The sequence below is a fragment of the Allokutzneria sp. NRRL B-24872 genome (genome assembly GCF_002155965.1).
GTDB lineage: Bacteria > Actinomycetota > Actinomycetes > Mycobacteriales > Pseudonocardiaceae > Allokutzneria.
In genome coordinates this window covers 1-25,405 of the sequence record NZ_MUMH01000145.1, presented here as the reverse complement: position 1 = coordinate 25,405, position 25,405 = coordinate 1, and the positions used below count along the sequence as shown (strand labels likewise).

Below are 25,405 nucleotides of genomic sequence, written 5' to 3'. Positions count from 1 at the left end.
CGCGGTGGAGGACTGGGAGCGCGAGGCCACCGTCGGCGCGGTCGCGCTGTTCGGCAGGTACTCGCTGCTGGCGCTCGCGGTGCTGTTCCTGCTCAGCCTCGCCGTCGGCTGGTGGCAGTCCGGCCGCGCGCTGCGCCCGATCCGCCGGATCACCAGCACCACCAAGGAGATCACCGCGACCGACCTGACCCGCCGGATCGCGCTGGACGGCCCGCGCGATGAGCTGCGCGAGCTGGCCGAGACCATCGACGACATGCTCGCGTTGCTGAGCACGTTCGCCACGGCCCGGCGCAGCGCTTCCCGGTCACCGATCACGGTCGGACCCGGCTGATGCTCCTCGACCAGTTCCACTCGGGACTCCGTCGCCAGCATGTGGAACTCGGTACCGGCGGAGACCTCGGCCAGTTCCACGGGGGACTCGGCGAAGGCCAGCGAGTCGCGGCGGCCGGTGGCCAGCAGGTCCTCGACCAGCCCGCTCATCCTGGTCAGCGCCCGCCCGACGATCGCGGTCGCCGCCCGGCGCTGCGCCGGGCCCACGTCGTCGCGGGAGAGCACGGCGTCCATGCTCGTCTGGATGATCGCCAGCGGGTTGCACAGCTCGTGCGAGGCGTCCCCGAGCAGCCGGCGCTGGTCGTCGAAGGCCGTGCTCAGCCTGGTGAGCATGTCGTCGATGGTCTCGGCCAGCTCGCGCAGCTCATCGCGCGGGCCGTCCAGCGCGATCCGGCGGGTCAGGTCGGTCGCGGTGATCTCCTTGGTGGTGCTGGTGATCCGGCGGATCGGGCGCAGCGCGCGGCCGGACTGCCACCAGCCGACGGCGAGGCTGAGCAGGAACAGCACCGCGAGCGCCAGCAGCGAGTACCTGCCGAACAGCGCGACCGCGCCGACGGTGGCCTCGCGCTCCCAGTCCTCCACCGCGGTCTGGACCTTGTGGAACGTGCCCGTCGAGCCGTTCTGGCCCAGCGCGAACCTGACGATCATGGCGGGTTTCCGCAGCTCGTCGACGGAGGCCAGCACGGCGAGGTAGAGCACGCCCAGCACGACCAGGCCGAGCGCGAACACCCACGCGGAGCAGGTGACGGTCATCCGGAACCGGATCGTGGAGGCCCACCTCACGACTGGTCGGCCAATCGGTACCCGCGGCCGATCACCGTCTCGATCAGCGGTGGTGTGTCGGGCCGGGTCACCTTGCGGCGCAACGTTCCCACGGTGACGCGGACGGTCTCGGTGAACGGGTTGGCGTGCTCGTCCCACACGTGTTCGAGCAGGTCCTCGGCCGAGACGATGTGCCCCGGCTTGGTCATCAGGTAGCGCAGGACCCCGAACTCCTTGCGCGTCAACGACAATCGTTTGCCCGCGCGGGAGGCCGTGCCGCGCGCGGTGTCCAGCACCAGATCACCCAGCCGCTGCACGCAACCGCCCGTGTAGACGTCCCTGCGCAGCAGAACCCGAATCCTGGCAAGGAGTTCAGCCAACGCGAAGGGCTTCACCAGGTAGTCGTCGGCGCCGTGGTCCAGCCCGCGCACGCGGTCGGCGAGGCTGCCGCGTGCGGTCAGCATCAGGATGCGCGGCGGTTGCTCGCCCCGCGCGAGGTGCTGGCACAGGTCGAGGCCGTCGACGTCGGGCAGGTTCAGGTCCAGGACCACGAGGTCGTAGGAGTGGGTTTCGGCCTTCTCCAGCCCGGCACTCCCGGTCTCGGCGGTGTCCACCGCGTAGCCCGCGTGCGTCAGCCCGGCCCTGAGCCCGGTCGCCAGGTCCGGCTCGTCCTCGATGATCAACAACCGCATCGGCCGAACGTAGCGAGGACCCGGTTTCCGGGTTGTTTCCGTTGCCGGAGCTCAGCTGAGCTTGCGGTTGACCAGCACGGGAATGGCCGCGCGGGCGGGCTCGACGTCCTCGGGGTCGATGACCGCGATTCGGGTTTCGGGCTGAGCGTCAAGCGTCGTGTGCACCCGGCCGAAGGGATCGGCGACGAGGCTGAAGCCGATGCCGGTCGGCGCGGTTCCGCGCGCGGGGACGCCGACGCTGGCCGGGTCCGCCTGGCCGACCGCGACCACCCAGGACGTGGTGTCCAGCGCCCGCGCGCGGACCAGCAGTTCCCACTGCTCGCGCTTGCCCGGCCCCGCGCCCCACGACGCGGTCACCACGGTCACCTTCGCGCCCTTGTCGGCCAGCGCGCGGAACAGTTCGGGGAAGCGAACGTCGTAGCAGACCGCCGCGCCGACCGTGGTCCCGGCGACGTCGAAGGTCACCGTCTCCGTGCCGGGCGCGACCGTCGCGGACTCCTGGAAACCGAAGGCGTCGAAGAGGTGGATCTTGTCGTAGCCGTGGTGCCCGTGCGGCCCGGTGATCAGCAGCGTGTTGCGCACGCGCCCGTCCGGCTCCGGCGTGAACATGCCCGCGAGCACGGTCACCCCGGCCTCGGCGGCGATCTCGCGGACGGCGCTCGCCCACGGGCCGTCCAGCGGCTCCGCGATCTCGGCGAGCTTCGGACCGCCGAAGCAGGCCATCGTCGCCTCGGGGAAGACGACCAGGTCCGCGCCCTCCGCCTCGCGCACGCCCTTGCGCACGAGGTCGAGGTTGGCGGCCGGGTCGGGGCCGGAGACGATCTGGCACAGGGCGATGCGCACGGGCTCCTCCTTCGTGACTTGTATGCTCACTGTATGCAACGGGGTGGGCGATGAAGTCGGGACGGGACCGCGCTTACGAGTTCCTGCGGAACACGGTGCTCAGCGATCCCGCGCAGCAGGGCAGCTTCATCAGCGAACAGGACGTCGCCGACCGCATCGGGGTCTCGCGCACGCCCATCCGCGAGGCCCTGCTGATGCTCGCCGCCGAGGACCTCGTCCGGCTCGTGCCGAAGAAGGGCGCCTACATCGCGCCGGTGTCCGGGCGGGAGATCGCCGAGCTGATGGAACTGCGCGGGGTGATCGAACGGCACGCCGCGAGCTGCGCGGTCGGCTCCGACGCGGTCGTTCGGATGCGTGAAACCCTTGCGCGGCAACGGCTTCTGGTCAACTCCTCCGAGGGTGAGTTCATCGAGCTCGATCACGAGTTCCACTCCGCCCTGGTCGCGGCGGCCGGGAACCAGCTGATGGGCCGCGTGTACGAGGGCCTGCGCGCGCGGCAGATCCGCTGCGGCGTCGCCGCCCTCGTGCGCGCGCCCGGCAGGCAGGAGGCGGTGCTCGCCGAGCACGAGGCGATCGTCGCCGCCCTGGAAGCCGGGGACGTCGAAGCCGCCTCCGCCGCCATCACCCACCACCTCGACACCACCCGCCAGGTCCTCCTCACCTCCTAACCCGCATCCCGCGCGCCCCAACGTGTCTGGTGAACCCGTTTCGTACTCCAGGCAGTATTTGGGAGCGCTCTCTTTCCCGCTTTCGGTACGAAACGGGAATTTCGGGGGCGGTCAGGTGGGGGTGAGCGCGCGGTCCTCGGCCTCGGCGTCGTGGGGGTCGCGGCCGAGGCGCACGCCGACGAGGGTGACGACGCCGGTGACGGCCAGGTAGGCGGCCACGGCCAGCCAGCTGCCGAAGGTGGCGAAGAGCCAGGTGAACAGCAGTGGCGCGATGGCTCCGCCGATGACGCCCGCGAGCGTGTAGGCCAGCGAGCTGCCGGTGTAGCGCAGGCGCGGCGCGAACTGCTCGGAGATGAACGCCGCCTGCGGGCCGTAGAGGAACGAGTGGATCGCCAGGCCCCCGACGACACCCAGTACCAACAGGAACAGCGACCGCTGCTCGGCGAGCGGGAAGAACACGAACGGCCAGGCCACCGCGCAGAGCGTCGCCACCGCGTAGGTCCTGCGGCGGCCCCACACGTCGGAGAGCGCCCCGGCGAGCGGGATCAGCACGAGCTGCGCGGCTGAGCCGATCATGATCGCGGTGAGCGCCCAGCTCTGCGGCAGTCCGAGCACCTGGGTGGTGTAGGTCAGCGTGAACACCGCGAACAGCGCGTAGAGCACGTCCGGGCAGACGCGGCACAGGATCGCGGCGATCAGCGGCCGGGTCTGCGTGGTGAAGACTTCGCGGACCGGGGCGACAGGGCGGTCCCCGTGCTCGGCGATCGCCTTGAAGACCGGCGTCTCCTCCAGCTTCACCCTGATCCACAACCCGAAGAGCACGAGCAGCGCGGAGAGCAGGAAGGCCACGCGCCATCCCCAGCTCAGGAACTGCTCGCGGCTCAGCGATCCGGTCAGCACGGCGAGGACCCCGTTGGCCAGCAGGGTTCCCGCCGGCGGGCCGACCTGGGCGGCGGAGGCCCAGAAGCCGCGTCGCTTCGGGTCGCCGAACTCGCTGGAGAGCAGGACCGCGCCGCCCCACTCGCCGCCGAGCCCGACGCCCTGGGCGAAGCGCAGCAGCACCAGCAGGACCCCCGCGCTGGTGCCGATCTGCTCGTGCGTCGGCAGCACGCCGATCAGGAACGTGGCGATCCCGGTCAGCAGCAACGTGATCACCAGGACCCGCTTGCGGCCGATGACGTCGCCGAGCCTGCCGAAGACGATCCCGCCGAGCGGGCGCGAGACGTAGCCGACCGCGTAGGTGGAGAAGGCGATCAGCGTCTCGGTCAGCGAGTCACCGCTCGGGAAGAACAGGTGCCCGAAGACCAGCGCGGCGGCCGAGGAGTAGATCGCGAAGTCGTACCACTCCAGGGCGGTACCGGAGAGGCTGGCGGCGAAGGCTCGCGCCAGTGCTGAGCGGCTTGGTTGCGGGGCCATGCGTGTGATACTGACTGTATACAACACGTATGCGCAAGTGGAGGAGGGTCGGTCGTGGCCGAGCTGGTGTTCGAACTCCCCGACGGCTCCCGCGTCCCCGTGGCGGTGAAACACCTGCTCAACGGTGGTTATGCGGGCCGGAGCCAAGAGGACGTGGCCGCGCACGTCGCTGAGCTGGCCGAGCTGGGCGTGTCCGCGCCCTCGGTCACGCCGTGCCTGTACCCGGTCGCGCCGTACCTGGCGCAGCAGGCCACGACCGTGCCCGTGCAGCACGGGAAGACCTCGGGCGAGGCGGAGTGGGCGTTGGTGGTGACCGACGACGACGTGCTGCTGACGGTGGCCTGCGACCACACCGACCGCGACCTCGAAGTGCACGGCGTCGCGTGGAGCAAGCAGGCCGCGCCGGACGTGCTCGGTACGCGGGCGTGGCGGTTGTCCGAGGTGGAGCCGCGTCTGGATGAGCTGGTGCTGACGGCGTGGGCCGACGACGAGGTGATCCAGCACGGCACGCTCGCCGAACTCCTGCCGCCGTCCTACTGGCTGGCGGAGCTCCGCGAACGCGGGTTGTTGGCGCCGGGCACCGTCCTGCTCTCCGGCACGATCCCCATGCGCGCGGGCGTCAACCAGTTCGCCAGCTCGTGGCGCGTGGAGATGTCCGACCCCACGTCCCCGGCGAGCCCTCTGACGTTGGCCTACACCACCTCACGGCTTCCCGAGCCGGTCGGCTAGGTCGTGTCAGTCCATGGAGTCGATGAGGTGGCGCATGGTGGCCGCGGCCAGGGAGGGGCGGATGCGCGCGGCCTCGAAGTCGATCACCGCTTCGAGCGGCATGTTCGCGGCCTCGGCGAGCTGGGCGTAGCTCCAGCCCTTGCGCTCGCGGACCTCGCGGACCAGCTTGGCGAAGTCGCCGACCTCGTACGGCAGGAGAGCCTCAGCTTCGGTCGTCATGCGCACACGGTAGCTGTTGCAAGCGACTGGCAGGAGTTCCTAGGGTCGGTGGGTGCTCCTCACTCGCCGTCGGCGGCTCGCCGGCTCCGTCCTGATCGTCGCGGCAGCGGTCTCCGCGTGCACGACACCCTCAGCCCCCGATCGGCAGACCGGCCAGGACCGCACCGCCATGGTGCTGGCCGACGGCTACGAGCCGGAGACGCTCAACCCGCTGCTCGGCTTCGGAGAGGAGGGCGCGTCCAAGCTCTTCGACGGCCTGGTCGAGCATCGCGCGGACCGCAGTGTGCGCGCCGCGCTCGCGGCCGAGGTGCCGCAGCCCTCGCCGGACGGCAGGACGTGGACGGTGAAGCTGCGGCCGGGCGTGAAGTTCCACGACGGCAGCACTTTCGGCTCCGAGGACGTCGTCGCGACCTACCGCGCGGTGCTCGATCCCGCGTTCGCTTCGACGGTGCGCGCCAACTACTCCATGGTCACAGCGGTCGACGCCGAGGGGCCGACGACCGTGCGCTTCACGCTCGCCCACGCCTACGCGCCGTTCGCCCACCGCCTGGTGCTGGGCATCGTGCCGAGCGAGTCGGTGGCGCAGCCGGGGCCGCTCGAACGCTCGCCGTTCAACGCCAAGCCGGTCGGCACGGGCCCGTACAAGCTCACCGAGTGGCGCAGGGGCGACCGCATGGTGATGGAGGCCAACGACGACTATTTCCTTGGTGCGCCGAAGGTTCGCAAGCTGACCGTGGTCTTCGCGATCGACGACAACACGCGCGCGCAGCGGATGCGGGCCGGCGAGTTCGACGGGACCGCGCTGCCTCCTTTGGCCGCCAACGGCATGACCGACGTCAAGGGCGCTCAGGTCATCAAGCACTCCAGCGCCGACTACCGCACGGTGGTCATGCCGATGAACAACCCGGTGACCGGGGACCGCGCGGTGCGGCTCGCGCTGAACTACGCGATGAACCGGGACGGCATGATCCAGGCGCTGCTCGGCGGCAAGGGCAAGCCCGCGTCCACGCCGATCCCGCAGGCGCTCCCCGAGTTCGTCGAGCCCACCGCGCAGTTCCGCTACGACAAGGACGAGGCCACACGCCTGTTGGAGCAGGCGGGCTGGGTGCTCGGCGCCGATGGTGTGCGGGCCCGCGGCCCGCAGCGGGCGAGTTTCTCGCTGATGTACCCGGCGGGCGACTCGGTGCGCAAGGACCTCGCGCAGGCGTTCGCCTCCGACGCGAAGGCCGTCGGCGTCGAGGTCAAGCTGGAGGGGCTCGGCTGGGAGGCCATCGAGCCGAGGATGGGCGCGGACGCGTTGGTGCTCGGCGGCGGCAACCCGTTCGACCCGGACCTGAAGTCCTATCCGCTGCTGCACTCCTCCTTTGCCGCCAACGGTTTCAACAACCCCGGCTCCTACCGCAACACCCAGGTCGACGCGGCGCTGGACGCTGGTCGCAAGGAGACCGATCCGGCTCAGCGCGTCGCGTACTACCGCCAGTTCCAGCGCGCCTACGCCGCCGATCCGGCCATGGTGTTCCTCGTCTTCCTCGACCACACCTACGTCGTGCGCGACGGCTGGACCGGCTACCAGGAGGTCGTCGACCCGCACACGCACGGCCTGACCTGGGGTCCGTGGTGGAACGTGCAGAGCTGGGTGCCCAAGGGGTGAGTTCTCGCGCGCGCGACATCGCCGCGTTGGCCTTGCGGCGGTTGCTCTTCTCGATCCCGGTGCTGTGCGCGGTCGCTGTCGGAGTCTTCCTGCTCGGCGCCGCGTCTCCCTTCGACCCGATCCACCAGTACTACGGCGTGCAGATCTTCAACGCTTCGGCCTCGGAGATCGCCCAGGCGCGAGAAGCGTTGGGGCTCAACGACTCCCTGTTTGTCCAATTTGGACGGTGGGCTGGCGGGTTGCTGTCCGGTGACCTCGGGGTGAGCCGGTCGTTCCGGCAGCCCGTCGCGCAGGTCATCGGCGAGCGCCTGCCGTGGACGCTGCTGCTGGTCGTCGTCGGGCTCGTGCTCGCGGTGCTGATCGCGTTGGTGCTCGGAGTGCTCGCGGCGTGGCGCCAGGGCGGCTGGCTCGACCGCTTCGTCACGGCGATCGGCCATGCCCTCGAAGGGATTCCGCCGTTCGTGCTGGCGCTCGTCGCGATCGCGGTGTTCTCGTTGTCGCTGGGGTGGTTCCCGGTCGCGGGGCTGACCGATGCGGGTGCTGAAGCCACGTTCGGCCAGGTCGCGTCGCACCTCGCTTTGCCCGCCTTGGTGTTGGCGGTCTCGCAGACGCCGTGGTTGGTGCTGCACGTGCGGCAGTCGTTGTTGACGTCCTTGGCGGAGGACCACGTGACCGGCGCCCGCGCGCGTGGCCTCGCTGAACACGTTGTGGTGCTTCGCCATGCGCTTCCGACGGCGTTGCTGCCGTTCGTGACGCTGATCGGAGCGCGGGTGCCGGAGCTGGTCACCGGCGCGGTCCTGGTCGAAGAGGTCTTCTCGTGGCCCGGTGTGGCGAGCGCCGTGGTCCGCGCCGCGCTCGCCGTCGATTTCCCTTTGCTGGTGGTGCTTTCGCTGCTCGCCACGGCCGCCGTGCTGATCGGCTCACTCCTCGCCGACGTGGCCGCCGCCGTGCTCGACCCGAGGGTGGGCGTCGATGGCTGAGCCGCAGTCGACCTGCTGGCACGCGAACGCCTCGTTTGGTGCGTTGAACTCCCTGAACGGGTCGTTCAGTGCGTTCACGGCGTCAAAGGGGCCGTTGGCGGGTGGGCGTGATGAGTGAGCAGTGGAGGCGTGTGGGGCGGGCGCGGTCGGGCTCGCGGAGGTTGGTGTGGGGTGCGGGCACGCTCGCGGTGTTGGTGCTGGGGGCGGTGGTGCTGCCGTGGGCGGGCGGGTTGGACGAGAGCCTGATCCACTACGAGTCGGTGCGCCTGGCGCCTTCGGTCGAGCATCCGTTCGGGACGGACGCGGGCGGGCGTGATCTGTTGCTGAGGGCCTTCGCGGGGCTGCGCGTGTCGTTGTTGGTGGCGGTGCTGTGCGCGCTGATCTCCACGGTGCTCGGAGTGCTCATCGGTGGCCTGTCGGGAGCCCTTGGGGGCTGGCCGGACCGGCTCGCGATGCGGTTCGTGGACACGCTGAACTCCGTGCCGCACCTGCTCCTCGGCATCGTGATCGTGGCTCTGTACAGGGGAAATCTGACCGCGGTCGTTGCTTCGATCGCGTTGACGCACTGGACGACGGTGGCGCGGATCGTGCGCGCGGAGGTGCTTTCCTTGCGGGAGCGGCCGTTCATCGACGCGGCGATCTCCGGCGGAGCTTCGAGGTGGCGCGTGCTGCACAGGCACCTGGTGCCCGCGGTGGTGCCGCAGGCGGCGATGTCGGCGGTGTTGTTGTTGCCGCACGCGGTGTGGCACGAGACAGCGCTGAGCTTCCTCGGCTTGGGGCTACCACCGCACATGGCCAGCATCGGCAACATCCTCGCGGAGTCCAGGGCGGCGGTGCTGACCGGAGCGTGGTGGGTGGTGGCGTTCCCGTCGCTCGTGCTGATCGCGACGACCCTCGCGGTGTCGGGGATGGCGTCGGTGTGGCGAGATCGCCTGGTGCCACGGCGGAGATCGGAGCTGGCGCTGTGATCGTCGAAGGTCTGTCAGTCCGTTTCCTGGTGCGCGGAGCCGAAGTTCGCGCGGTCACGGACGCGTCGTTCGAGCTGAAGCCGGGGCGGCTGCTGGCGTTGGTGGGGGAGAGCGGGTGCGGGAAGTCGGTCCTCGCGTCGGCGCTGCTGGGGTTGTTGCCGGGCAACGCCGAAGTTCGCGGCAGCGCTCGGCTGAACGGGCTGGACGTGCTCGCGGCCGACGAGAGGACGTTGGCCACCAAGGTGCGCGGCCGGATGGTCGGCCTGGTGCCGCAGTCGGCGGTCACGCACCTGACGCCGGTCCGCACCGCGCGCAGCCAGCTGAAAGAGACCGTGCGCGCGCTCAAGCCAGAGCAGGACGTCGACGAGCTGGCCGTGCGTGTCGGGCTGAAGCCGGAAATGTTGGACAGGTACCCGCACGAGCTGTCCGGTGGCATGGCACAGCGCGTGGCGATCGCGATGGCACTGGCCGGTGACCCGCCGATCATCCTCGCCGACGAGCCGACCAGCGGGCTTGACCGGCCGTTGGTGGACCGCACGATGGATCTGCTCGCGGGGCTGGCCGAAGAGGGAAGAGCGGTCTTGCTGATCACGCACGACCTCGCGGCGGCGCGGCGGTCCGCGACCGATCTCGCGGTGATGTACGCGAGCAGGCTCGTGGAGCTGGGGTCGGCGGCCGAGATGTTCGCCGATCCGCTGCACCCGTACACGAGCGGGTTGCTGGGCGCCTTGCCGGAGGGCGGTTTCCGGCCGATCCCAGGGCATCCACCGGAGCTGACGCACCTGCCCGACGGCTGCGCGTTCCGGCCCCGCTGCCCGGTCTCGGACACCTGCTCCGATGATCCTTCGCTCGCGCCGCACGGAGATCGGCTCGTCGCGTGCAGGCGCCCGTGCTGAGCGGGACCGGCCTGGTCGCCGGATACCGCACGGGCGTCGCCGTTCTGTCCAATGTGGACATCGAGGTCGAGCGCGGCGCCGTGCTCGGGCTCGCCGGGCCCAGCGGCTGCGGGAAGTCGACGCTGGCCAAGGTGCTGACGCTGCTGCACGAGCCGTGGGCCGGGCTGGTCGAGCTGGACGGCGAGGCGGTGCGGAAGTTCCGGCACGCCGCTCCGCGAGCCCAGCGGACCGCGATCGGCGTGGTGTTCCAGCAGCCGAGGTTGTCGGTCGACCCGAGGTTCACGCTGCGCGAGGTCATCGTGGAGCCCTTGGCGGCCAACGGTTTTCCCGCGAAGATCGGCGAGCTGGCCGAGCGCGTCGGGCTGACCGAGGACCTGCTCGGCCGTCGTCCGCACGAGGTCAGCGACGGGCAGCTGCAACGCGCGTGCCTGGCGCGGGCGCTCGCGCTGGGGCCGCGCTACCTGGTGTGCGACGAGATGACGGCGATGCTGGACGCCTCCACCACGGCGGCGCTGGTCGGCGTCGTGCAGGAGGAGGTCCGCGCGGCGGGCACCGGGGTGCTGGCGATCAGCCACGACGAGGATCTGCTCAGTGTCTGGGCGGATCGTGTACAGCGCTGGACCTGATCTCCTACGGTGAGGACCATGTACGACGACGGGATCGACCTCGACGCCGTCCGCACCGACACTCCGGGTGCCCGCGAGCGGATCTTCCTCGACAGCGCGGGGTCCTCCCTCCCGCCCGAACCCGTGCTCCGCGAAACCATCAGCCACCTGCGCCGCGAGTCCGAGGTCGGCGGCTACCGAGCCGCCGCCGAGCGCGCCGACGACCTGGACAAGGGCTACGCCGTCGCGGCGGGCTTCTTCGGCTGCCAACCCGACGAGATCGCGTTCACCGAGAGCGCGACGCGGTCCTGGCTCAACGCCTTCACCTCGGTCCCGCTCGCCGAGGGCGACCGCGTGCTGATCACCGAGGCGGAGTACGGCAGCAACGCCGTGGCGATCTACCACCGGGCGCGGATGGTCGGCGCGCAGGTCGACGTCGTCCCATCCGACTCGACCGGGACCCTGGACGTGGCCGCGCTCCGCGAGCTGCTTGACGAGCGCGTGAAGCTCGTGTCGCTCGTGCACGCGCCGACGAACAGCGGCCTGGTGAACCCCGTGCGCGAGGCCGTGGACGCCGCGCACGAAGCCGGAGCGCTCGTGCTGCTCGACGCGTGCCAGTCCGCCGGGCAGATGCGGGTGAAGGCCGACGAGACCGGCGCCGACATGATCTCCGCGACCGGGCGGAAGTGGCTCCGCGGCCCGCGCGGGACCGGGATTCTCGTTGTGCGCCAAGGGCTTCAGCTCGCCCCGACGCAGATCGACCAGCACGGCGCCACGTGGAGCATCCCGGACGGCGTCGAGCTGCGGCCGGATGCGCGCGTGCACGAGCTGTGGGAGTCCTCCGTCGCTGACCGGCTGGGCCTGATCGCCGCGCTGCGCTACGCAGACCAGATCGGGATCGACGCCATCGAGCGCGCGGTGCGGGCTCGGGCCGACGCGCTCCGCGAAGGGCTGGCGGCCATTCCGCGCGTCCAGGTGCACGACATCGGGAGTGTGCGCAGCGGCATCGTGAGCTTCACCGTCGACGGCATCGGCGCCATGGACGTGAAGAGCGCTTTGCAGGCGAAGCGGATCACCGTTTCGGCGAGCGGGGCGCACGGTGCTCTGCTCGACATGACCCTGCGAGGGCTCACGGAGTTCGTGCGCGCGTCACCGCACTACTTCGTCGATCACGAACAGATTTCTACATTTCTGGAGACTGTTTCCGACCTGATTTGCGTGTAGTGGTCAGCTGACTCAAAATCACGGCATGCGTTCCAAGTCCCTCCTCGCGGGAGCCGTTGTCCTGCTCGCCTCGGTCGCGGTTCCCGCCGCCGCCGACGCCGTCGTGTGCAACGGCGCCCAGCTGCGCCTCGGCTCGGGCAACATCTCCCCGTGCTACGGCCCGGGCACCCATGGCATCAACGACCAGAAGACGACGTCGATCGAGGTCGCCGATGGCTACCAGGCGACCCTGCACACCCGGGGCGGCGGGCCGAAGACCTACTACCCCGGCAAGCACATCACCGACACCAACACCGCGACGAAGATCGTGGTCGTGAAGTTCTGACTGAATCCGCATGCGTTTTCCGGGTGATTCGCGCATAGTCGCCGTATGCGTTCCAAGAACATTCTTCTCGCTGCTGCTCTCGCTCTGCTCACCTCGATCTCGGTGCCCGCCGGTGCCCAGGCGGCCGAGTGCCAAGGCGCGAAACTGCGCTGGAGCTTCTCGCCCAACACGCTCTGCTACTACGGCGGCACTCACCACATCGACAACTGGGCGGGGAACTGGATCGACCCCACCCCGGGTTTCAAGGCCGTTGTTCACTTCAACCTCGTGCCGTCGAGGGTCTACGGGCCGGGCCGGGAGTCCTTGGACAACGAGGAAGTCAACCGTCTCGAGATCGTGAAGGTCTGACACTGGAAGGCCGCTTCCTCTCACGGGAGGCGGCTCTTCAGCCCTCACTGAAAACCGGACGATTCTTCCCGTTGTCCTGGGCGTGCTGCCGTGACGTGCGTGACCATGTCGGCATGCGTTCGAGGAGAGTTCTCTTAGCGGGTGCCCTCGCCCTGGCGGCCACCGTCACGGTGCCCACCGCGGCCCAGGCCACCCACTGCTACGGCGCCCAGTTGAAGTGGACAACGGGAAGCTGGTCGCGTTGCCACGGGCTCGGTTTCCACGACGCCGAGGGCAAGACGTCGACGATGATCTCGGTCGCCGATGGTTTCAAGGTCACCCTGCACTTCCGAGGCACCCGCCCGGACGGCAGCCCGATCACGGCGCCGCAGACCTACGGGGCGGGCACGTTCATCACGGACATGCAGGGCAACAGCCTGAGCCAGCTCTTCGTCAAGAAGGCCTGACAACGAAAGGCCGCCTCCCGCGCAGCGCGAGAGGCGGCCTTCTGCTCAGCGGAGATCAGCAGGTCTTGCCGATGACCCGGGGAACGCAGTCCGCGTAGGACAGCAGCAGGTCGACGGCCTTGTCGTTGCGGGCGGTCTCCCGCTCGATCACCGTGTCACGCGGGTAGAAGCCGCCAGCACCACCCCCGCTCGGGTACATCTCGAAGGTGTAGGTCCAGATCTTGTGCTGGCCCCACATCCAGTCGGTGATGTCGCCGTCGGTCACGTACAGGTCGCTGCCCTGCTGGGGCGTGTAGCCGTTGGTCTGCGCCATCTGCCTGCCCAGCGTGGAGAACGCCTTGGCCTCGTCGGCGTTCAGGCCCGGCGCGGTGTCGTCCTGGGTGTAGCCGAAGGGCCACAGCACCAGCTCCGAGTAGGTGTGGAAGTCGATGTTCGCGGTGATCTGCTGCTTGCCGCCGACCACCCGCGAGTTCACGAGGTCGCGGATGCGCTGCGCCTCCGGCGTGGAGAACGCCGAGGGGCCACGGTAGGTCTCGCTGCTCGGGCTGCCGGAGGAACCGCCGCAGCAGCCCCACTTGTAGCCGAAGTTGCGGTTGATGTCGGTGGCCTGCTGCTGGCGGTTCTTGCGCCAGCTGCGGAACTGCCCGGTGGCGATGTCGTACTCCGCGCCGTCGGGGTTCACGCTCGGCACGATCAGGATCTCGCGCGAGTCCACGACGCCCTTGATCGCGGAGTTGCTCGCGTAGCCGGTGGTGAAGCGCTTGGCGATGCGCAGGCACATCTCCACGGTCAGGTGCTCGCGGGCGTGGATGTTGCAGTTGAACAGGACTTCCGGCTCGTTCTCGTCGGAGTTGACGTTGTCGCTGATCTTCAGCATCCAGATGTCGCGGCCCTCGTGGCTCTTGCCGATGCTGGAGACCTTGGCGATGTTCGGGAAGTCCGCGGCCGCCTTGCGCAGCTCGTCGGTCATCTCCGCGTAGTTGTGGTAGCCCGCGTAGCCGGAGGGGAAGTCCCGCGCGCTCGGGCCGGAGGTGAGCCCGGCCAGCTGCTCCCGGACGTCACCCTGGTAGGTGACGGCGAAGCCCTTGTCGCGCAGCAGCTTCGCCTGCGCCGCGGTGGCGGCGACGGTCATCCGCTCGCCGTGCACTGAGTAGACGTCCACACCCGTCGACGCGACATCGGTGCGCAGCTCGACGGTCTTGGCGGTGACGTCGTAGACGCCGGAGGACTCGGGTGGGGCCGCGCCGGCGCCCACCGCGCCAGGGAGCAGCAGTGCCATACAGATCGCCACCAACAGGCCGCGACGCTTGCGCATGGTGTACCTCCGAGGAGAGCAGGGTTGATCGGAGAGTGGAGCCTTGCGGGGCGTCGCGGCAAGAGACGTTGGTAGGGCGAACCGGACGGATCGCCCTACCTGTCCCGAAAATCAGCCGCAGCTGCCCCCGACGACGCGCGGAACGCAGTCGGCGTAGGTCAGCATGAGGTCGACCGCCTTGTCGTTGCGACTCGTCTCGCGGTCGATCACCTCATCGGGCGGGTAGAAGCCGTGCTGCCCGCCGAACATCTCGAACGTGTAGCTCCAGATCTTGTGCTGGCCCCACATCCAGTCCCGCACACCGCCGTCGGTGATGTAGAGGTCGCTGGCCTGCTGGGGCTTGTAGCGGTTGCTGGTCGCCATCTGCGTGCCGAGTTCCTTGAAGGCGCGCAGGTTCTCGGAGTTCAGGTCGGGCGTGGTGTCGTCCTTGGTGTAGCCGTAGGGCCACATCACCAGCTCGCCGTAGGTGTGGAAGTCGATGTGCGTGGTGATCTGCTGCTTGCCGCCGATCACCCGTGAGTTCACGAAGTCGCTGACCACCTTGGTCTCCGGCGCGGAGAACGGGTTCGCGCCCCGGTAGGTCTCGCTGCCCGGCGAGGACGAGGAACCGCCGCAGCAGCCCCACTTGTGGCCCCAGTTGCGGTTGAGGTCGGTGCCGATCCTGCTGCTGCCCGCGTTCGGCTGCCGGTTGAGCCGCCAGCTCTTGTAGGTGCCGGTGGACACGTCGTACTCGATGCCGTCCGGGTTCACCATCGGCAGCACCCAGATCTCCCTGCTGTCCATGAACTTCTTGACAGCGGGGTCGGTGGCGTAGCCGGTGGTGAAGCGCTGCACGACGCGGCGCAGGCACATCTCCGCCGACAGGTGCTCGCGCGCGTGCTGGTTGCAGGTGAAGATCGTCTCGGGCTCGTTCTCGTCGGTGCCGACGTTGGTGCTGAGCTTCATCAGCCAGACGTCGCGGCCCTCGTGGCTCTTGCCGACGCTGGAGAGCTTGGCCAGGCCGGGGAAGTCGCGCTCGGTCTTGCGCAGCTCCTCGGTCAGCTCGGTGTAGTTGTGGTAGCCCGCGTCAGCCGGCGGGAAGTCCCTCGCCACCACGTCGGGGCCGCTGCGCTCGGCGAGCTGACGCGCCCGGTCACCGACCGGAGTCAACTTGAAACCCTTGTCGCGCAACAACTTCGCTTCGCCGGGCAGGGCGGAGACGGTCATCTCCGCGTGGTCGACGCCGAGCACGTCCGCGCCGGAGGAGACGACCTCCGTGCGCGCGTCGGTGCCCGAGACGCCGTCGACGGTGTAGACCGTCTCCGCCTCGGGCATGTTCGCCAGGCCGTAGGTCGGCACGATCACGGCCAGGCAGGCGCCGACCGCGACGGCTCTGAGGCCGAGTCGGGTGGCCATAGGGTCCTCCAGGTGTGTTCACAGGGGCGGGGGTGCTCCCACCCGCGCTGGTGGGAGCACCCCCGGAACAGCCGCAAGACCTAGCAGGTCTTGCCAATCACTCTGGGCACGCAGTCGGCGTATTCCAAGAGCAGATCGACTGCTTTGTCGTTGCGCGTGGTCTCGCGCTGGATCACCGAGTCCCTGGGGTAGAAGCCGCCGCCCCAGAAGTCCTTCGGGTACATCTCGAAGGTGTAGCTCCAGATCTTGTGCACGCCCCACATCCAGTCGTTGATGCCACCGTCTGTGATGTAGAGGTCACTGCTCTGCTGCGGGGTGTAGCCGTTGGTCTGGGCCATCTGGCGGCCGAGCGTGGAGAAGGTCCGCGCCTGGTCGGCGTCCAGTCCCGGGGCCGTGTCGGCGGTGGTGTAGCCGAAGGGCCACAGCACCAGCTCCGAGTAGGTGTGCCAGTCGATGTGCGCGGTGATCTGCTGCTTGCCGCCGACCACGCGCGAGTTCACGAAGTCGCGCACGCGCTGGGTCTCCGGCGCGGAGAACGGCGACGGTCCCCGGTAGGTCTCGCTGCCGGTGCTGCCGGAGGAGCCGCCGCAGCAGCCCCACTTGAAGTCCCAGTTGCGGTTGAGGTCGGTACCGGGTCCCTGGCGGTTCTTGCGCCAGCTGCGGAACTGGCCGCTGGCGATGTCGTACTCGGAACCGTCCGGGTTGACGTTCGGCACCAGCCAGATCTCCCGCGAGTCGACGTAGCGCTTCACCGCGGGGTCGCTGGCGTAGGTGGAGGTCAGGCGCTGCACGATGCGCAGGCACATCTCGATGGTCAGGTGCTCGCGCGCGTGCTGCCCGCAGGTGAACAGCACCTCCGGCTCGTTCTCGTCGGTGCCGACGTTGTCGCTGATCTTGATGACGTTGAGGTCGCGGCCCTCGTGGCTCTTGCCGATGCTGGAGAGCTTGGCCAGCGCGGGGAAGTTCGCGACCGTCTTGTTCAGCTCCGTGTTCAGCTCGGCGAGGTTGTGGTAGCCCGCGTAGCCGGACGGGAAGTCGCGGACGCCGGGCCCCTCGTCGATCTTGGGGAGCTGGGAGTGCAGGTCGACCTGGAAGCCCTTGGCGCGCAGGGCCGCGATCTCGGCAGGGGTGCCGATCACGGTCATCGCGGCGCCGTCGAAGCCGAGGACGTCGATCCCCGTGTTCGCCACCGCCGTGCGCTGTTCGACCGTTGCCGTGCCGCGCACCTGGTACACCGCACGGTCTTCGGTCTGCTGCTGCTGCTGCTGTGCCGCCGCGGGCGCAGGGGTCGCCGTGGCGGTAGCGGGGATCGAGGCGACCAGCGCCGCGCAGGCGCCGAGGGCCACCGCGAGCAGGGCCCGCTTGGTGCTTGTCAACATCGTGCCTCCGAACGTTGACGGAGTGTGATCAGTGCAGCGTGGCGCAGCTCACGGAGCGTCGACAAGACATAACTTCCGAGGCATGGAGGAGCCCTATGGGCTGTAACCCGTTCGTGTGGCCAGGTTGACGTAGCGCACACCGAACTCGGTTCTGCTCCGAGTGGGCTACCGCCTACCCTGGGACCAGCACAAACTTTCCGTCCCTTTTCGAGAGACCGAGGACTGCTCCTCCATGCTGAGCCGCATCGACCTCCGTGGTCGCGTTCCGTCCGCCGCCGAGCTGCGCGCCTCCCTTCCGCGCGCCGAGGTCGACGTGGACGCCGTGCTGCATCAGGTCCGGCCGGTGGTGGACGCGGTCCGCGAGCGCGGTGTCGATGCCGTGCTGGAGTTCGCCGAGCGCTTCGACAAGGTCCGCCCCGCGCGCGTGCGCGTTCCCGAGACCGAGCTGAAGCGCGCGCTGGACGAGCTGGACCCGGCCGTGCGCGAGGCGCTGGAGACCTCCATCGCGCGCGCCCGCCTGGTGCACGCCGACCAGCGCCGCACCGACACCACCACCCGCGTCGTGCCCGGCGGCACCGTCACCGAGCGCTGGGTGCCCGTCGCCCGCGTCGGCCTCTATGCGCCGGGTGGCCTCGCGGTCTACCCGTCCTCCGTGGTGATGAACGTGGTGCCCGCGCAGGTGGCGGGCGTTGAGTCGCTCGTCGTGTGTTCGCCGCCACAGGCCGCGTTCGGTGGGCTGCCGCACCCGACCGTGCTCGCCGCGTGCGCGCTGCTCGACGTCACCGAGGTGTGGGCGGTCGGCGGGGCGCAGGCCGTCGCGCTGCTGGCCTACGGCGGCGTCGACACCGACGGCGGAGCCCTGGAGCCGGTGGACACGGTCACCGGGCCGGGCAACATCTACCTCACCGCCGCCAAGCGACTGCTGCGTGGGCTGATCGGCATCGACTCCGAGGCCGGGCCGACCGAGATCGCGATCCTGGCCGACCACACCGCCGACCCGGTGCACGTGGCCGCCGACCTGATCAGCCAGGCCGAGCACGACCCGCAGGCCGCGAGCGTGCTCGTGACCACCTCCGAGGAGCTGGCCGACGCCGTGGACGCGCAGCTCGTCGCCCAGGTCGCCGCGACCAAGCACTCCGAGCGCGTGCGGACCGCGTTGGTCGGCAGGCAGTCCGGCTGCATGCTGGTGTCCACAGTGGACGAAGGGCTGCGCGTGGTCGACACCTACGCCGCCGAGCACCTGGAGATCCAGACCGTCAACGCCGCCGAGGTGGCCGCGCGCGTCCGCTCCGCCGGGGCGATCTTCGTCGGCCCGTACTCGCCGGTCTCGCTCGGCGACTACTGCGCGGGCTCCAACCACGTGCTCCCGACCGGCGGCTGCGCGCGGCACTCCTCCGGGCTGAGCGTGCAGACCTTCCTGCGCGGCGTCCACGTCGTGGAGTACACCCGCGAGGCGCTGGCGGAGGTCGCTTCCCAGGTAGTGGCGCTGGCCAACGCCGAGGACCTGCCCGCGCACGGCCAGGCCGTCACCGCGCGCTTCGGCGGTGCTTCGTGACGATCTTGGGTTCCGAGTTCACCCTCGACGGGCTGCCGTTGCGCGAGGACCTGCGCGGGCGCTCGCCGTACGGGGCGCCGCAGCTGGACGTCGCGGTTCGGCTCAACACCAACGAAAACCCGTATCCGCCGACCCCGGCTCTGGTCGCCGACGTGGCCGCGGCCACCCGTGATGCGGCCGAGCGGCTGCACCGCTACCCGGACCGGGACGCGGTCGAGCTGCGTGGTGCCTTGGCGGAGTACCTGACGCAGGCGACCGGCGTCGCGCTCGCCACGGAGAACCTGTGGGCCGCCAACGGTTCCAACGAGATCCTGCAACAGGTTCTCCAGGCGTTCGGCGGTCCTGGGCGCGTCGCGGTCGGCTTCGAGCCGTCGTACTCGATGCACCCGATCATCGCGGCGGGCACGCGCACCGAGTGGCTGTCCGCGCCGCGCCGCGCCGACTTCTCCTTGGACGCCGACGCGGCTGTTTCGCTTCTCCGCGAACGGCAGCCCGACGTGGTTTTCCTGACCAGCCCGAACAATCCGACCGGCCAGTCCATCCCCGCCGAGGACCTGCGCAGGCTCGTCGCGGCGGCTCCGGGCATGGTCGTGGTGGACGAGGCGTACGCGGAGTTCTCCGCGCAGCCCAGCGCTGTCTCGCTGATCGGTGAGTGCGGCGGCAGGCTGATCGTCTCGCGCACGATGAGCAAGGCGTTCGCGTTCGCGGGCGGTCGCCTCGGCTACCTCGCCGCCGCGCCCGCCGTCGTGGACGCGGTGCAGCTCGTGCGGCTGCCGTACCACCTGTCCGCGCTGACGCAGGCCGCCGCGCTGGCGTCGCTGCGGCACGCGGAGGACACGCTCGGCTCGGTCGCCCTGTTGGCCGCCGAGCGCGACCGAGTCGTGGAAGCCTTGGGCGACATGGGTTTCCGCGTGGTGCCCAGCGACGCGAACTTCGTCCTCTTCGGACAGTTCGCGGACGCGGCTTCGGCGTGGAAGTCCTATTTGGACCGTGGAGTGCTGATCAGGGACATCGGCATCGCGGGCCACCTGCGGGTGACCATCGGGGTCCCCGACGAGAACGACGCCTTCCTGGCCGCGAGCAAGGAAGTGGCAACGGAGGTGCAGCGGTGAACCGGATCGCCAAGATCGAGCGCACGACCAAGGAGTCCTCGATCCACGTCGAGCTCGACCTCGACGGCGCGGGCAAGGTCGACGTCAGCACCGGCGTGCCGTTCTTCGACCACATGCTCACCGCGCTCGGCGCGCACGCGTCCTTCGACCTCGTCGTGCGCGCGACCGGTGACGTGGAGATCGACGCGCACCACACCGTCGAGGACACCGCGATCGTGCTCGGCCAGGCCCTGCGCGAGGCCATCGGCGACGCCTCCGGCATCCGGCGCTTCGGCGACGCGTGGATTCCGATGGACGAGACCCTGGCCCACGCCGCCGTGGACGTCTCCGGGCGGCCGTACTGCGTGCACGTCGGCGAGCCCGACCTGCTGGCCGGCTACACCATCGGCAACAACTACCCGGCCGTGCTCAACCGGCACGTGTTCGAGTCGCTGGCCTTCCACGCGCGCATCGCCCTGCACGTGCGCGTCATCCACGGCCGCGACCCGCACCACATCACCGAGGCACAGTTCAAGGCCATCGCACGAGCGCTGCGCGCGGCCGTGGAGCGCGACCCCAGGGTCACCGGGATCCCGTCCACCAAGGGCGTTCTCTGATCTGAGCGAAATCGATTGTACTTCGGGCACCTGAGTCGTCCCGCGATTCAGGTGTCACTTAAGTGCATGGGGATTCACATTTTGCGCACCTGCGCTGCGGGCGATTTCTTTCCGTTGGTGAGGCTGTGGAAGTGGGGAATCATGCGCAAGCTTCGGTCCGTTGTCGCGGTGCTCGCGGTCGGGGGTGCGATGCTGGCTGGCGTCGCGCCTGCCTCGGCCAACGCGGATGATTGCAGCTACAAGCTCTGCATGTGGGAGGACGACTGGTACGCCGACACCCTCTACGCCAAGTCGGCAGCGGTGTCCGGTTGCCTGGAAATCGCCGGGTGGAACGGCGACAACGAGATCAGCTCGCTCATCAACAACACCGGGCACACCGTCCGGCTCTACGCTGACGACGGTTGTCAGGGCAGGAGCCTGCCGTTGGGGCCGGGGTACTACCCCGAACTCAGCAGGCTCGGCTTCAACAACGAGGTGGAGAGCTACAGCTTCGACGGGACCTGACCGTCGGCGGCCCCGAAGGTCACCGGCGTCCCGGCCGTCGAGGGGCGTGCTCTAACCTGCGCGCATGGATTACGTGTACATCGCCCTGCTCGCCCTCGCCGGATTCCTCATCGGTGGCGCGTACACGCTGTGGAAGTCGATGAAGCTCATCGCGATCCTGCTGCTCGTCGGCGCCGTCCTCGCGGGCGCGGGCGCCGTCGCCTGGTGGATCTCCACCACCTGAGCCAGCGCGGCGACTACGCGCGCCGCGTCAGGTAGCGCGGCGGGACGGTTGAGGTCAGCCAGACGCCGTTCGCGCTGCGGTGGAAGGTGTGACCGTCGGCGGACATCGCGGCTGCGTCGACGACCAGGATCGTGGGTGAGCCCCTGCGGTTGCCGACGCGGTGCGCGGTCTCGACGTCCGCCGACAGGTGCACCGCGTGGCGCTTCATCGGCCGCAGTCCCTCGCTGAGGATCGCGGGCAGGAATCGTTCTCCTGTGCCGTGGTAGAGCACTGCGGGCGGGATGGCGGGCTCGAGGCCGAGGTCGACTGCGACGCTATGTCCTTGGCTGGCGCGGATTCGTTGGCCGGTCTCGTCGAAGGCGAAGCGCCGTTTGTCGTTGCCCGCCACCACTGTTTCGAGCTCTTCGCGCGTGATGCGCAGCGCGGCGATCAGGTCCGCGACGGCCACCCAGCCCGCCGCGTCCAGGGTGATGCCGATCTCCTCGGGGGCGTGGCGGAGGTGGCGGGACATCCGCTTCGACACGCTCACGAGCCGTGCTTGGTTCATGGCACCAAGTGCAGCATCCCGCGCAAGCGCTTTGGTCTCTGTAGGGTCCGTTCGTGGCCGAGGCGATGAGCGATGCGGAGCTGCGGCGCAGGTACGGACGTTGGCTCCACGGCTTGCCGGAGTTCCTACGCCGGATGCTGGCCGAGGGCACTGTCGAGCTGTTCGATGACTCCGCCGTGCGCGAGCTGACCAGCCTCCACCTGTTCACGCCAGTCAGCTCGGCGGAGATCGATTGGGACGTTCACCTGTTCCTGGGCCAGCACTTGGCGTCCAGTGACGACGAGGTGGCCGCACGCGTGGCCTCCACCATGGCGCCGCACGTCGCGGAGAACCGTCAGTGGCCGTGATGTGGACGACGTCCTTGCCCGTCGCGGTCTTCACGGCGGAGCAGGTGGTGCGCCACGCGCTGGACATCGTTTCAGCTTCGGGAACGCTGTGGCTCCAGCCCCTCGGTGGCGGAGTGCTCGTCGAGGTCCAGACCGACAGCCGCGTCACCACCGGCGTCGCAGCCAATCCCCGGCACTGAGCGTCACCCAGAAGCCTTTTGCTTTTCAGCCTTCGCTGAAGTGAATAGGCTCTCATATTTTGCGTCGCTACCGTCCGGATGATTTGTTTGCGAAATTCGAAAAGAGTGGGTCGCTGCCGGGAAAAGTTTTCGCGGATTGCTGTAGAGGCGTTCAGCGCGACCTCGTCCTCGCGGAGATGAAGTGCCGCTCGCATGATATTCGCATGCGGGTGGATGTGAGAGTTTTTGTTGAAGTTTCATTTATTCATGTGAGAGGATCACTGGAGCATGCGTACTTCGTTCACGAGCGCAGCACTCTGCGCCGGCCTGCTGTTCACCGCCGTGCTACTGCCGGCCAGCGCACAGGCGGCCTCGACGACCGCGAGCGCCGCGGAACCAAAATGCGACATGGTGACGACCGACACCCGAACTCACGTTAGTGGCGTGTGCACCAGCGCTCACCTTCCCGGAGTTCATCGGTACGTAGTCGAGGTAGGGTGCAGCTATCAGGGCAATATCCATCACCCCAGCTATTCGGAGTTCTCGCCGGAGACCGCGATCGGGAACACAACGTACGTCAACTGCCCGGTGGGCTTGAAGGTCATACGCAGGTCGAACGGCACGGATGCCATCTACATTTGGCCTCGCTGACTGGGGGCTGATGACCTGGCGCGGTGGTTCCGGGAACGGATGGCGAACGGTCGTCGCATCTGGGTCAGTGGCTAAGGGGCCAGGTCAAGATTTCCTGACCTGGCCCGCGCTGATGACCCAGTTGGTGTGGGTGGGCGGAATCATTCGCAACTTTCTCGGCGGCAGCATGAACGACAATGCGGAGAGCTACTGCGTCAAGGGCACGTGAGGTGCCACCGGTGTGGTGCTCGGCCAGTGGGATCTGTGAGCTTCAGTCTCGGCCGCCCTCGGCGGCTGGCTTGAGCTTGTGCGCGCCGGGGCCGTACTGGGCCTGCTCGTCGTTCTCGTTGTAGAGGCCGCACGCCTTGAGCGACAGGCAGCCGCAGCCGATGCACGACGCCAGCCGCTCGCGCAGGCGGTGCAGCGCGTCGATGCGGATCTCCAGCTCCTTGTCCCAGGCCTTGGACAAGCGGGCCCAGTCGGCCTTGGTCGGAGTGCGGTTGTCCGGCAGGGTGGCGAGCGCGTCGCGCACGTCCTCCAGCGTGAGCCCGACGCGTTGCGCGGAGCGGATGAACGCCAGCCTGCGCAGCACGGAGCGCGCGTAGCGGCGTTGGTTGCCCGCGGTGCGCTCGGAGACGATCAGGCCCTTGTCCTCGTAGAAGCGCAACGAGGTGTGCGGGACCCCGCTGCGCGCGGCCACATCGCCGATCGTCAGCCAGGTGAGCGATTCCGCCATGGAACGGAGCCTACTGCTTGACCTCTAGCTAAGTCGAGGTTGCACCATGGTCCCATGACACAGGGGATCTTGAGGAGAGGCTGGTCCGAACTACCGGACCTGTTCCGGCGCATGAGCGGGGACGAGAAGCACGAGTGGGCCGCGACCTCCACGCTGCCCGCGCTGTGGACGCTCTACGACCGCGTGCTCAACGTGTCGCCCGAGCGGATCGACGATCCGGACCGGGACCGCTTCCTGCTCTCCAAGGGGCACGGGCCGATGGCCTACTACGCGGTGCTCGCCGCGAAGGGCTTCCTCGATCCGTCCACATTGGACGACTGGACCGACTTCGGCTCGACGCTCGGTCAGCACCCGGACCGGGTCCTGGTGCCGGGCGTGGAGATCGGCGCGGGTTCGCTCGGCCACGGGCTGGCGCTCGGCGTCGGCCAGGTCCTCGGGTTGCGCGCGCAGGGCCGGACCACGCCGAGGGTGTTCGTGCTGGTCGGCGACGGCGAGTTCGACGAGGGCAGCAACCACGAGGCGATCGCGCTCGCCGGGCGGCTCGGCCTCGAACAGCTGACCGTGGTGGCCATCGACAACGGCTCCGCGAGCCACGGCTGGCCCGGCGGCATGGCGAGCCGGTTCGCCGTCGAGGGCTGGGACACCGTCTCCGTCGACGGCCGCGACCAAGAGGCGCTCTACCGCGCGTTCACCGAGGCGCACCCCGGCCGTCCGCGCGCCGTGGTCGCCGTGATCAGGGAAGAGGGTGTGGAATGACCTCCGCCGACTTCGCCGGGACGAAGACCGCGCTGGCGTTGGCCTCCAGTGATGTCACGATGCGAGAGGTCTTCGTCGAGACCGTCACCGCCGCCATGGACACCGATCCGCGCATCGCCGTCGTGACCGCTGACATCTCGGCGGGCAACTTCGCCGAAGCGCGGTCGAGGCACCCGGAGCGCGTGGTCAACGTGGGCATCCGTGAGCAGGCCATGATCGGCGTCGCGGGTGGGATGGCGCTGACCGGGCTTCGGCCGGTGGCGCACAGCTACACGCCGTTCCTCGTCGAGCGGCCCTTCGAGCAGATCAAGCTCGACCTCGGGCACCAAGACGTCGGCGCGGTCCTCGTCAGCATCGGCGCGTCCTACGACGACCCGGTCTGGGGGCGCACCCACCAGGCGCCTGGCGACGTCGCGCTGATCGACACGCTGCCCGGCTGGACGATCCACGTTCCCGGCCACCAGGACGAGGTCCGTTCGTTGTTGTCCACCGCGCTCGCTGGTGATGACCGCGTCTACCTCCGCCTGTCCACGCGGCGGAACTCGCGCGCGCACTCCGTCGAGGGCTTCACCACCGTTCGCACGGGGAGCAAGGGCGTCGTCGTCGCGGTCGGGCCGATGCTGGACCCCGTGCTCGCCGCAACGTCCACTGTGGACGCCACCGTGCTCTACGCCGCGACCGTGCGGCCCTTCGACCACGCCGGGCTGCGCGCGGCGGTGGGCTCGAACGCGAACGTCGTTCTGGTGGAGCCGTATCTGCGCGGCACTTCAGCGCACGAGGTCGCGACCGCGCTCGCCGATGTCCCGCACCGGCTGCTCGCACTCGGCGTCCGGCGTGACGAAGAGGTTCGCGCCTACGGAACCGCTGAGCAGCACGACGTCGTCCACGGGCTCGACGCCGCCGGCCTCCACGACTCCATCACCCGCTTCCTGGGCTGAACGCGAACGGCCCCATTGGTGCGCTGAACGCCCTGAATGACTCATTCGGTCCGTTGAACCACATGAACGAGTCATTCAGTGCGTTCAAGTACCTCAATGAGTCATTCAGCGC

31 protein-coding genes and 1 pseudogene are annotated in these 25,405 nt (G+C 69.2%); 21 read left to right on the top strand and 11 right to left on the bottom strand.

The window, feature by feature from the left end; genetic code table 11:
* Positions 1 to 4 precede the first annotated feature (4 nt).
* Positions 5 to 331 (top strand): HAMP domain-containing protein, encoded by a 327-nt coding sequence (locus CCN37_RS41735; RefSeq protein ID WP_086827849.1) that lies wholly within the window; start codon positions 5 to 7, stop codon positions 329 to 331.
* A 113-nt stretch (positions 332 to 444) separates the two neighbouring features.
* Here CCN37_RS41735 and CCN37_RS41730 read toward each other — a convergent pair.
* The 3 genes and pseudogenes from CCN37_RS41730 to CCN37_RS31410 form a co-directional block, all read right to left on the bottom strand.
* Positions 445 to 978, bottom strand: a pseudogene (locus tag CCN37_RS41730) (HAMP domain-containing protein); the annotation flags it as partial.
* Positions 979 to 1,109: 131 nt separating this feature from the next.
* The gene (locus CCN37_RS31415) at positions 1,110 to 1,784 is read right to left on the bottom strand and encodes a response regulator transcription factor (protein ID WP_086827847.1); all 675 of its coding nucleotides are present in this window, start codon (positions 1,782 to 1,784) and stop codon (positions 1,110 to 1,112) included.
* A gap of 51 nt (positions 1,785 to 1,835) precedes the next feature.
* Entirely contained in the window at positions 1,836 to 2,627 is a 792-nt protein-coding gene (locus CCN37_RS31410; protein WP_086827846.1) for a carbon-nitrogen hydrolase family protein, read from the bottom strand.
* A 50-nt stretch (positions 2,628 to 2,677) separates the two neighbouring features.
* Here CCN37_RS31410 and CCN37_RS31405 point away from each other — a divergent pair, with 50 nt between their 5' ends.
* On the top strand, positions 2,678 to 3,295 hold the full coding sequence (locus tag CCN37_RS31405; protein ID WP_086827844.1) for a GntR family transcriptional regulator: 618 nt from the start codon (positions 2,678 to 2,680) through the stop codon (positions 3,293 to 3,295).
* A gap of 111 nt (positions 3,296 to 3,406) precedes the next feature.
* Here the strand turns inward: CCN37_RS31405 and CCN37_RS31400 are convergent, their stop codons facing one another.
* Positions 3,407 to 4,711 (bottom strand): MFS transporter, encoded by a 1,305-nt coding sequence (locus tag CCN37_RS31400; protein WP_086827842.1) that lies wholly within the window; start codon positions 4,709 to 4,711, stop codon positions 3,407 to 3,409.
* A gap of 54 nt (positions 4,712 to 4,765) precedes the next feature.
* Here CCN37_RS31400 and CCN37_RS31395 point away from each other — a divergent pair, with 54 nt between their 5' ends.
* Positions 4,766 to 5,440, top strand: a complete 675-nt coding sequence (locus CCN37_RS31395) for a DUF2848 domain-containing protein (RefSeq protein ID WP_086827840.1) — start codon at positions 4,766 to 4,768, stop codon at positions 5,438 to 5,440.
* Between the two features lie 6 nt (positions 5,441 to 5,446).
* On the opposite strand, the gene CCN37_RS31390 is transcribed toward CCN37_RS31395, so the two are convergent.
* Positions 5,447 to 5,659, bottom strand: a complete 213-nt coding sequence (locus CCN37_RS31390; protein WP_143261893.1) for a helix-turn-helix domain-containing protein — start codon at positions 5,657 to 5,659, stop codon at positions 5,447 to 5,449.
* A 52-nt stretch (positions 5,660 to 5,711) separates the two neighbouring features.
* On the opposite strand from CCN37_RS31390, the gene CCN37_RS31385 reads away from it, so the two are divergent.
* The 9 genes from CCN37_RS31385 (at position 5,712) to CCN37_RS31345 (ending at position 13,102) form a co-directional block, all read left to right on the top strand.
* Positions 5,712 to 7,310, top strand: a complete 1,599-nt coding sequence (locus CCN37_RS31385) for an ABC transporter substrate-binding protein (RefSeq protein WP_246843424.1) — start codon at positions 5,712 to 5,714, stop codon at positions 7,308 to 7,310.
* Positions 7,307 to 8,290 (top strand): ABC transporter permease, encoded by a 984-nt coding sequence (locus CCN37_RS31380; RefSeq protein ID WP_086827836.1) that lies wholly within the window; start codon positions 7,307 to 7,309, stop codon positions 8,288 to 8,290. Before CCN37_RS31385 ends, CCN37_RS31380 begins: the two co-directional genes overlap by 4 nt.
* A 110-nt stretch (positions 8,291 to 8,400) precedes the next feature.
* On the top strand, positions 8,401 to 9,258 hold the full coding sequence (locus tag CCN37_RS31375; RefSeq protein ID WP_086827834.1) for an ABC transporter permease: 858 nt from the start codon (positions 8,401 to 8,403) through the stop codon (positions 9,256 to 9,258).
* Positions 9,255 to 10,154 carry an ABC transporter ATP-binding protein gene (locus CCN37_RS31370; protein ID WP_246843423.1) on the top strand — a complete coding sequence of 300 codons (900 nt, stop codon included), beginning with the start codon at positions 9,255 to 9,257 and terminating at the stop codon, positions 10,152 to 10,154. The genes CCN37_RS31375 and CCN37_RS31370 overlap by 4 nt, the downstream gene beginning before the upstream one ends.
* A complete protein-coding gene (locus tag CCN37_RS31365; protein ID WP_246843422.1) occupies positions 10,136 to 10,780 on the top strand; it encodes an ABC transporter ATP-binding protein in 645 nt (214 codons plus the stop codon). Before CCN37_RS31370 ends, CCN37_RS31365 begins: the two co-directional genes overlap by 19 nt.
* Positions 10,781 to 10,798: 18 nt before the next feature.
* Positions 10,799 to 11,983, top strand: a complete 1,185-nt coding sequence (locus CCN37_RS31360) for an aminotransferase class V-fold PLP-dependent enzyme (protein ID WP_086827832.1) — start codon at positions 10,799 to 10,801, stop codon at positions 11,981 to 11,983.
* 25 nt (positions 11,984 to 12,008) lie between these two features.
* A complete protein-coding gene (locus CCN37_RS31355; protein ID WP_086827829.1) occupies positions 12,009 to 12,308 on the top strand; it encodes a hypothetical protein in 300 nt (99 codons plus the stop codon).
* A gap of 45 nt (positions 12,309 to 12,353) precedes the next feature.
* On the top strand, positions 12,354 to 12,656 hold the full coding sequence (locus CCN37_RS31350) for a hypothetical protein (protein ID WP_086827827.1): 303 nt from the start codon (positions 12,354 to 12,356) through the stop codon (positions 12,654 to 12,656).
* 113 nt (positions 12,657 to 12,769) lie between these two features.
* On the top strand, positions 12,770 to 13,102 hold the full coding sequence (locus tag CCN37_RS31345) for a hypothetical protein (RefSeq protein ID WP_143261892.1): 333 nt from the start codon (positions 12,770 to 12,772) through the stop codon (positions 13,100 to 13,102).
* 55 nt (positions 13,103 to 13,157) lie between these two features.
* Here the strand turns inward: CCN37_RS31345 and CCN37_RS31340 are convergent, their stop codons facing one another.
* The 3 genes from CCN37_RS31340 to CCN37_RS31330 all read right to left on the bottom strand — a co-directional run bounded on the left by CCN37_RS31340 (position 13,158) and on the right by CCN37_RS31330 (position 17,191).
* Positions 13,158 to 14,417, bottom strand: coding sequence for a M14 family metallopeptidase (locus tag CCN37_RS31340; RefSeq protein WP_086827823.1), 1,260 nt, complete (start codon positions 14,415 to 14,417; stop codon positions 13,158 to 13,160).
* A gap of 111 nt (positions 14,418 to 14,528) precedes the next feature.
* Positions 14,529 to 15,812, bottom strand: coding sequence for a M14 family metallopeptidase (locus CCN37_RS31335; RefSeq protein ID WP_246843421.1), 1,284 nt, complete (start codon positions 15,810 to 15,812; stop codon positions 14,529 to 14,531).
* Between the two features lie 80 nt (positions 15,813 to 15,892).
* Entirely contained in the window at positions 15,893 to 17,191 is a 1,299-nt protein-coding gene (locus CCN37_RS31330) for a M14 family metallopeptidase (protein WP_086827815.1), read from the bottom strand.
* Positions 17,192 to 17,423: 232 nt separating this feature from the next.
* On the opposite strand from CCN37_RS31330, the gene hisD reads away from it, so the two are divergent.
* The 5 genes from hisD to CCN37_RS40240 all read left to right on the top strand — a co-directional run bounded on the left by hisD (position 17,424) and on the right by CCN37_RS40240 (position 21,181).
* Positions 17,424 to 18,746, top strand: a complete 1,323-nt coding sequence (gene hisD / locus CCN37_RS31325; protein ID WP_086827814.1) for a histidinol dehydrogenase — start codon at positions 17,424 to 17,426, stop codon at positions 18,744 to 18,746.
* A complete protein-coding gene (locus tag CCN37_RS31320) occupies positions 18,743 to 19,858 on the top strand; it encodes a histidinol-phosphate transaminase (RefSeq protein WP_371505240.1) in 1,116 nt (371 codons plus the stop codon). The genes hisD and CCN37_RS31320 overlap by 4 nt, the downstream gene beginning before the upstream one ends.
* The gene (hisB, locus tag CCN37_RS31315; protein WP_086827813.1) at positions 19,855 to 20,454 is read left to right on the top strand and encodes an imidazoleglycerol-phosphate dehydratase HisB; all 600 of its coding nucleotides are present in this window, start codon (positions 19,855 to 19,857) and stop codon (positions 20,452 to 20,454) included. Before CCN37_RS31320 ends, hisB begins: the two co-directional genes overlap by 4 nt.
* Positions 20,455 to 20,595: 141 nt before the next feature.
* On the top strand, positions 20,596 to 20,958 hold the full coding sequence (locus tag CCN37_RS31310) for a peptidase inhibitor family I36 protein (protein ID WP_168200945.1): 363 nt from the start codon (positions 20,596 to 20,598) through the stop codon (positions 20,956 to 20,958).
* A gap of 64 nt (positions 20,959 to 21,022) precedes the next feature.
* Entirely contained in the window at positions 21,023 to 21,181 is a 159-nt protein-coding gene (locus CCN37_RS40240) for a hypothetical protein (RefSeq protein ID WP_168200944.1), read from the top strand.
* Between the two features lie 13 nt (positions 21,182 to 21,194).
* On the opposite strand, the gene CCN37_RS31305 is transcribed toward CCN37_RS40240, so the two are convergent.
* Entirely contained in the window at positions 21,195 to 21,728 is a 534-nt protein-coding gene (locus CCN37_RS31305) for an RNA 2'-phosphotransferase (protein WP_086827811.1), read from the bottom strand.
* A 53-nt stretch (positions 21,729 to 21,781) separates the two neighbouring features.
* Here CCN37_RS31305 and CCN37_RS31300 point away from each other — a divergent pair, with 53 nt between their 5' ends.
* Positions 21,782 to 22,075 carry a hypothetical protein gene (locus CCN37_RS31300; protein ID WP_086827810.1) on the top strand — a complete coding sequence of 98 codons (294 nt, stop codon included), beginning with the start codon at positions 21,782 to 21,784 and terminating at the stop codon, positions 22,073 to 22,075.
* Positions 22,066 to 22,254, top strand: coding sequence for a hypothetical protein (locus tag CCN37_RS31295; RefSeq protein WP_086827809.1), 189 nt, complete (start codon positions 22,066 to 22,068; stop codon positions 22,252 to 22,254). Before CCN37_RS31300 ends, CCN37_RS31295 begins: the two co-directional genes overlap by 10 nt.
* A 257-nt stretch (positions 22,255 to 22,511) precedes the next feature.
* Here the strand turns inward: CCN37_RS31295 and CCN37_RS40235 are convergent, their stop codons facing one another.
* Complete coding sequence (locus CCN37_RS40235) at positions 22,512 to 22,658, bottom strand: hypothetical protein (RefSeq protein WP_168200943.1); 147 nt, start codon at positions 22,656 to 22,658, stop codon at positions 22,512 to 22,514.
* A gap of 476 nt (positions 22,659 to 23,134) precedes the next feature.
* On the bottom strand, positions 23,135 to 23,599 hold the full coding sequence (gene soxR / locus CCN37_RS31290; protein WP_086827808.1) for a redox-sensitive transcriptional activator SoxR: 465 nt from the start codon (positions 23,597 to 23,599) through the stop codon (positions 23,135 to 23,137).
* A gap of 54 nt (positions 23,600 to 23,653) precedes the next feature.
* Here soxR and CCN37_RS31285 point away from each other — a divergent pair, with 54 nt between their 5' ends.
* Positions 23,654 to 24,355, top strand: coding sequence for a transketolase (locus CCN37_RS31285; RefSeq protein ID WP_246843420.1), 702 nt, complete (start codon positions 23,654 to 23,656; stop codon positions 24,353 to 24,355).
* Positions 24,356 to 24,414: 59 nt separating this feature from the next.
* Entirely contained in the window at positions 24,415 to 25,293 is an 879-nt protein-coding gene (locus CCN37_RS31280; protein WP_371505249.1) for a transketolase family protein, read from the top strand.
* Positions 25,294 to 25,405 lie beyond the last annotated feature (112 nt).